Below are 7566 nucleotides of genomic sequence, written 5' to 3'. Positions count from 1 at the left end.
AGGATCCATCTTCAATAGCTATGGTAAGTATATTGCTAGCATCAATCGTAGCCGAGGTTAAGTTCTGATCATCGGAATTGATGTAAGCCGAAAGATCTACAGTAACAGGATCTCCATTTTCGATCGCTATAGTAAGTACATTATTTGTATCGATAGAAGCAGAGGTAAGGTTCTGGTTATCGGTATTGTCTAAATATACTGATAAGTCAGCTGTAGTATCGGCAGCAGTACCATTGCCAAGAGTTAAAACATTAGAAGCTGCATCTAAAGAAATAGTTTGTGCATCGGTATTAGAAACAATGCTAGAAAGATCTACACTAGCAGAACTTCCGTTTTCAATGGCTATGGTAAGTACATTGTTTGTATCGATAGAGGCCGAGGTAAGGTTCTGATTATCGGTATTGTCTAAGTACCCAGATAAATCGATGGCAGTTGCGGCTTTATTATTGGTGATCGTGAGTATATTTCCAGTAAGCTGTAAATCCTGAATTTCATTATTAGGGTCTGCATCTGCATCATCTTTTAGAACCCCTAAATTAACCGTGCCCATACCTTCAATGGTTAAATCATAAGTAACCGGATCAAATAAAACAGTTCTGTTGGCGTTAGAATCGCACAAACTATTCCATTCGGTACCATTATACTGATAGACACATTGTTCGTCGGTATTGTAAACAAGCGCACCTTCTAAAGGAGTGATGTTGTTCATTTGCGTCTCAGAAACTCTAGTAATCACAAAAACTTTGTTGTTACTTTCCAGTTCAAGTATAGAACTACCATTGATAACATCAGGATTGTTTCCAATCTTAACTTGGGCATAACTAGTTATGCTGGCGAATAGTAATACTACTATTACGCTAGTTAATTTTTTCATCATAATTTCACGATCTAAATATGTTAAAGCCTCTTACCTTCAACATAAAACAGGGGTTATAAAAATGTACTTTACTAATTATTAATATTTTGCAAATATAACGTTTAAATTAATTTTTTTAAAATAGATAAATATTTTTTAAGTTCCAACAATTCTTTAGTGAATTCTAATGGATTCTTATATGGAGTTTGTAAAACTTTATGATTGGTAATAGATACATTGTATAAGCTTCTCCAATGCGATCTAATAGCTTTTAATGCCTCGAAATAGGAGGAGTTATGACTATCGTAAATATGTGTAGGTTCTGCAATAATTCCATTAATTTCTAAAATTTTAATTTTTTCGCCCGCTTCTAATTCCTGAAAAGTATGGTATTTAATATCTAATCTTCCGTAATACCAACCTTTAATAGTATTATTTATCGAATCAAAGGTGCTTTGTAGTTTTTCGCTAATTAATTTATTTCCATTTATGAATTGTGTTCCTTTGGAGTGGTTTCCAATAACAGAAAGGCGAATTATTGCTTCTTTTTTGGGAATAGAATTTAAGTTTATTTCTTTGTTCTCAGCAATGAGATCTTTGTAAAGCCTCGCTCTTTCATCACTTTGAACAAGCTCTTTTATAGAAGAAACCCCATCGCCTTGAACGGTTAGAAATTTTTTTAAGGTAATGGAAGTAATGATGCCTTTTTCTTGGTTGGCTTGTCTTGTGTAAAATATACCGCATTCATTTTCATAAGAAACAAATTCTTGAACGATAATAGCTATTGGGTGTTTTTTCAAATATGCTTTTAATTCGTTTGGAGTAGCTAATTTTTGAACTAATAATCCTCTAAATCCAATATCTGGTTTCGCAATGATTGGGTAATGAATGTCAGCTTTTTCTATAGTTTTAGCAACAATCTCAAATGCAGTTTTTGGTTGGATAAGTACCGACTTAGGACGGTATTTTTTAGGAATTAGTTGTAAGGTTTCAAATTTGCTCTCTGTTCCGTTTCCTGCACTCTTAATACCAGGATTAGCAGCAGTAAAAAAGGTAACGTGCTTTGCTTTTAAAGCTAAATAAAAAGCATAGGGTAGGTTGGGTATATAAAACATGGATGATGGCCAGTATTCCCAGTTGAAGAAATTTGAAATTTTGATATTTTGCTTCAATATTACTTGTTAAAAATTGCATCTAAAATACTTTTAAAGGTTTTAAACCCAAAGTAAACTGCATACAATATTAATAAAATACTAAGCACCAATAAAATATATGCGATGTAAATTTTTGGTGCAGTTTTATATATTCGTAACGCTTTAAAAGCAACATTTAAAAAAATAGGAGAAAATATTAATAACCCTAATAATATTACTAATCTTTTTAAGCTTTTTTCTAGCGTATTTCCCGTTTTAGTCATTTTTATAAACTTGCATTACATTTCTAACATTACCATGCTTTTCAAGTAGTTGCTTTGCAGTTTTTCGATCTATTTCTAATGCCGAAATCAACATTCGCACACCTCTGTCAAAAAGTTTGTCATTACTCAGCTGCATGTCTACCATTTTGTTCCCTTTAACCTTACCCAACTGTATCATGGTTGTAGTAGAAATCATATTTAAAATCAATTTTTGTGCAGTGCCAGCCTTCATTCTTGAGCTTCCAGTGACAAATTCCGGCCCTACTACAGCAACGATTGGATAGTTAGCTGTATTGGCAAGCGGGCTGTTTTGATTACAGGTAATACATCCTGTTAAAATTCCTTCTTGATTGCATTTTTCTAACGCAGCAATTACGTATGGTGTCGTTCCAGATGCAGCAATTCCAACTACAACATCTTTAGAACTGATGTTGTGGGATTCTAAATCTCTCCATCCTTGTTCCGTGGAGTCCTCAGCAAATTCTACCGACTTTCGAATTGCGATATCTCCTCCAGCTATTAATCCATACACTAAAGTGTCTGACACGCCAAAGGTAGGCGGGCACTCACTAGCGTCTAAGATTCCTAAACGGCCGCTTGTACCGGCACCGATATAAAATAGCCTTCCACCATTTTGAAGCTTCTCCACAATTTGTGAAATTAATGCTTCAATTTGAGGCATGGCTTTTTCTACCGCAAGAGGAACACTTTTGTCTTCGGTGTTAATATGTTGTAATAGTTCTGAAACAGACATTTGCTCTAAGTTGTCATACTTTGAGTCTTCTTCGGTAGTCTTGATAAAATTCATAGAACAAAATTACAAATAAAGGGGTAACTATTTTCTTTAAAATGGAAAGTTATTATTTTTTAACTGTTCTATAAATTAAATTTACCACTAAAATTAAGGTTTTAGTAAAGTATAATATGCCTACTTGACTTTCTTGTAAAGATTTTATTTGAGTAGTGCAATGGCAGTCTTTGTATACTTTCTTCCTCTAGGAACAGCTCCGGTAACTAAAATTGAAATACATAGAATTTTTGTAATTCTTAAAATGTTTCTTTTTTGTGATATGCTATGTACTTGGGTTATAGTCGAAGCTAATGTAAAGTAATTTGTCAAAAAAAAGCAGTTAATAAGAGCATGTTTGCCAATATTAACTGCTATTCTATAAATATAAATAAACTATCTAGCTTTTATATTTAAATAGTTTGTAGGTGTAATTCGTTTAAAATTGCATTTAAACTGTTACTAGGTAACATTACAGGGTTTGCTTCTTCATCCGTTGGCATATAGTAACCACCAATAGAAACTTCTTTACCTTGCACTGCATTAAGCTCTGCAATAATTACAGATTCATTTGCAGCCATTTTTTCTGCAATTGGAGCAAATTGTTGTTGTAAATCAAGATCTTTTGTTTGTTTCGCTAAAGCTTCAGCCCAATACATGGCTAAATAAAAGTGTGAACCTCTATTGTCTATTTCCCCTGTTCTTCTTGATGGGCCTTTTTTATTGTCTAAAAGTTTATCGGTTGCGTCATCTAGGGCACTTGCTAAAATTTTAGCCTTAGGATTATTGTTTGTTTCTCCTAAGTGTTCTAAAGACACTGCTAATGCTAAGAATTCTCCTAAAGAATCCCAACGTAAATGATTTTCCTCAACTAATTGTTGTACGTGCTTCGGTGCAGAACCACCCGCGCCAGTTTCAAACAAACCTCCACCGTTCATCAATGGCACTATAGAAAGCATTTTAGCAGACGTACCAAGTTCTAAAATTGGGAATAAGTCGGTAAGATAATCTCGTAAAACGTTCCCGGTAACCGAAATGGTGTCTTTACCTTCCTTTACTCTTTGTAAAGTGTATTTTGTGGCTTCAACGGTAGATAGAATTTGTATGTCTAAACCGCTTGTGTCGTGTTCTGGTAGGTATTTTTCTACTTTTTTAATTACTTCGTTGTCATGAGCTCTTTCTTTTCCTAACCAAAACACAGCAGGAGTATTGGTTGCTTTAGCCCTAGAAACAGCAAGTTTAACCCAGTCTTTTATTGGGGCATCTTTTGTTTGACACATTCTGAAAATATCACCCTCCGCAACATTTTGCTCCAATAATACTTCTCCTTTGCCATTGATTACAGTAACTTTTCCTGCAGATGCAATCTCAAAAGTTTTGTCATGAGAACCGTATTCCTCCGCTTTTTGTGCCATTAGACCTACATTCGGAACCGTTCCCATGGTAGTAGGATCAAAAGCTCCATTTTCTTTACAGAAAGCGATAGTCTCCTGGTATAACCCAGCGTAAGAGCTATCCGGAATTACTGCTTTGGTATCTTGTTGTTTTCCCTCTTTGTTCCACATTTGACCAGAGGTTCTAATCATTGCAGGCATAGAGGCGTCAATAATCACATCCGAGGGCACATGAAGGTTGGTAATTCCTTTATCTGAATTTACCATTGCTACATCCGGGTTATTTTGGTAAATTTTCTCGATATCCTCTAAAATTTCCTCTTTTTTACTTTCTGGTAAAGACTCTAGATTTGCTAAAAGGTTTCCAAAACCATTGTTAACATCCACGCCAATCTTTTGGAAGGTTTCTTCGTGTTTGGTGAAAAGATCTTTATAAAAAACTCTAACAGCGTGTCCAAAAATAATAGGATCTGAAACTTTCATCATGGTTGCTTTCATGTGCAGCGAAAAAAGTATTCCTTTGTCTTTAGCGTCTTGTACTTGTTCTTCTAAAAAGGCTAGTAATTTTTGCTTACTCATAACAGAGGCATCGATTATTTCTCCCTCTAATAAAGAAACTTTTTCTTTGAGTATCGTCGATTTTCCATTAGCGTCTGTATGTACAATCTGAACGTCCGTAGCAGTAGCCACGGTAACCGATTTCTCATTGTGTGCAAAATCTCCTTCCTGCATTGTTGCCACGTGGGTTAGTGAAGAGGAACTCCATGCTCCCATTGAATGAGGGTTTTTTTGGCGTAATTTTTAACTGCTCTTGGTGCCCTTCTGTCGGAATTTCCTTCTCTAAGAACTGGGTTTACGGCAGATCCTTTAATTTTATTATAGCGATCCAATATGGCTTTTTCTGAAGCATTAGATGCCTCATCCGGATAATCAGGAACGGCATATCCTTTTGTTTGGAGTTCTTTTATCGCCGCTTTTAATTGTGGTACAGAAGCAGATATATTTGGTAATTTTATAATATTAGCTTCTGGTTTTTTGGCGAGTTCTCCTAAAAAAGCCAATGCGTCTTCAACACGTTGCTCTTCTTTTAAAAATTCAGGAAAACTTGCTAAAATTCGCCCAGCAAGTGATATATCTTTTAATTCAATGGTTATATTAGAAGAATTGGTAAAAGCTTTTACAAAAGGTAAAAACGAACGGGTAGCAAGAGCTGGAGCCTCATCCGTTTTAGTGTACATGATTTTAGCCATTTTATTCATAAGTAAAAATTAATAATTATTTCGAAGTGGGGCAAATTTAGGAATAACTTATGAATTTACAGGTGCTATATTCTTATAAATAAGGGGTTTTTATGATTATTTTGTAAATATGAATATCAATTTTTATAATATTCACACTTTAAAAACAAAAGCCATATCCTAACTAGAGTAGTGATATGGCTTTTGGAAATAAATAAAATCACACGTAGATGAAATTATTTATTTTAATAGAAACAAACCTAGTTTCTACCATTGTTAACATGAACAGATTGTAATATCCCAATAACTTTTATTACTTCAATTAGAAATCGATATTAAAAATATAAATAATCGTTTCATTTAGTGTTAACATGGAATACCTCTGTAACTATTTAATTAATAGTAAATTAACATGGTAAAGATACGTATAAATTTTATAAAATAAAAATAATTTAATTCTCTACCATGGTTTTACTAACTGTAACGTATAAAAAAAGCACTATAAAATAGTGCTTTTGATAGGATAGGAGATGAAGATTAGTTTCTTCTCTCTTTAATTCTTGCCTTTTTACCCGTAAGACCTCTAAAGTAGTAAATACGAGCTCTACGAACCTTACCTTTCTTATTAACCTCTATTTTCTGAATAGAAGGAAGATTGATTGGGAATATACGTTCAACACCAACAGTACCAGACATTTTTCTGATTGTAAAAGTTTCCGAGCTTCCGCTACCTCTTTTTTGAATAACTACTCCTCTAAAAACTGCGTACGAGTTTTATTACCTTCCTTAATTTCATAATACACGGTGATAGTATCTCCCGCCATAAATTCAGGTAACTCATTCTTCGTTACAAATTCGTCTTGAACAAATTTAATTAAAGATTCCATTTTATAATATTTTATGGTTTATCAAAAACAACATTCACGATTTTCGTCAGAGGTTGATTTTGTGCGTGCAAATTTACATATTTTTTTTAATTATTGGTAATGTACAGCTTTTAAATTCTGAATAAGTGTAAGATACTGATTGCCAGTAATGTATTTTGGTTTTTACTTCAGGCGATAACTATTAACCTATATGGGCAAACCAATCCATCTGAAAACTTATTCGGGCGATATTTCTGAGACAATATTACGGTAGAGCTTACGGTATGCGGAGATAATAAAAATCGTTATTCTAATAAATCAGGACGAATCGCTTTCGTACGTTCGTATGCCTTCTCCGCTCTCCACGCTTCGATTTTAGGGAAATTTCCGCTTAAAAGGATCTCAGGAACCTTCATTCCCCTAAATTCTGCTGGTCTTGTATAAACTGGAGGAGATAGTAAATTATCTTGATAAGAGTCTGTTAATGCAGAAGTTTCATCACCCAAAACACCCGGAATTAATCGAATAACAGCATCACATAAAACGGCTGCAGCGAGTTCGCCACCTGTTAAGACATAGTCTCCTATAGATATTTCTTTGGTAATATACGCATCGCGAATACGTTGATCGATGCCTTTGTAGTGTCCTGTTAAAATTATAAGATTTTCTTGCAGAGAAAGTGTATTTGCAGTTGCTTGATTAAGCGTTTTAGCGTCTGGAGTCATGTAAATGACTTCATCATAAATACGCTGCTTTTTCAAATTTTCTATGCATGTAGTTATTGGTTCCATCATTAAAACCATTCCAGCACCTCCGCCAAATTGATAATCGTCTACTTGTCTGTAATTTCCTAATCCATAATCGCGTAAGTTGTGTAAATGAACTTCCGCTAAATTCTTCTCTATAGCCTTTTTCATCATTGAATTCTCAAAAGGACTCCTCAATAAATCTGGCTCAACAGTAATGATATCAATTCGCATAGTGCAAAGATATACTTTTTAAAAGATA

5 protein-coding genes and 2 pseudogenes are annotated in these 7566 nt (G+C 34.2%); all 7 read right to left on the bottom strand.

The window, feature by feature from the left end; all coding sequences use genetic code 11:
• The coding region (locus tag BSU00_RS11760) for a hypothetical protein (RefSeq protein ID WP_369820331.1) at positions 1–877 on the bottom strand (877 nt) is incomplete at its 3' end.
• A gap of 101 nt (positions 878–978) precedes the next feature.
• On the bottom strand, positions 979–2028 hold the full coding sequence (locus tag BSU00_RS11755) for a D-alanine--D-alanine ligase (RefSeq protein WP_146104856.1): 1050 nt from the start codon (positions 2026–2028) through the stop codon (positions 979–981).
• Positions 2029–2030: 2 nt separating this feature from the next.
• Positions 2031–2273, bottom strand: coding sequence for a DUF6095 family protein (locus BSU00_RS14110; RefSeq protein WP_105004545.1), 243 nt, complete (start codon positions 2271–2273; stop codon positions 2031–2033).
• Positions 2266–3081, bottom strand: coding sequence for an N-acetylmuramic acid 6-phosphate etherase (gene murQ / locus BSU00_RS11745; protein WP_105004544.1), 816 nt, complete (start codon positions 3079–3081; stop codon positions 2266–2268). Before murQ ends, BSU00_RS14110 begins: the two co-directional genes overlap by 8 nt.
• A gap of 392 nt (positions 3082–3473) precedes the next feature.
• Positions 3474–5713: pseudogene (locus tag BSU00_RS11740) on the bottom strand (NADP-dependent isocitrate dehydrogenase).
• A gap of 516 nt (positions 5714–6229) precedes the next feature.
• Positions 6230–6579: pseudogene (rplS, locus tag BSU00_RS11735) on the bottom strand (50S ribosomal protein L19).
• Between the two features lie 284 nt (positions 6580–6863).
• The gene (gene trmD / locus BSU00_RS11730) at positions 6864–7538 is read right to left on the bottom strand and encodes a tRNA (guanosine(37)-N1)-methyltransferase TrmD (RefSeq protein WP_105004543.1); all 675 of its coding nucleotides are present in this window, start codon (positions 7536–7538) and stop codon (positions 6864–6866) included.
• Positions 7539–7566: the final 28 nt, after the last annotated feature.

Source organism: Tenacibaculum sp. SG-28 (assembly GCF_002954385.1).
Classification (GTDB): domain Bacteria; phylum Bacteroidota; class Bacteroidia; order Flavobacteriales; family Flavobacteriaceae; genus Polaribacter.
The sequence above is the reverse complement of the archived record's forward strand: the minus strand, read 5'-3'. Positions and strand labels throughout refer to the sequence as shown.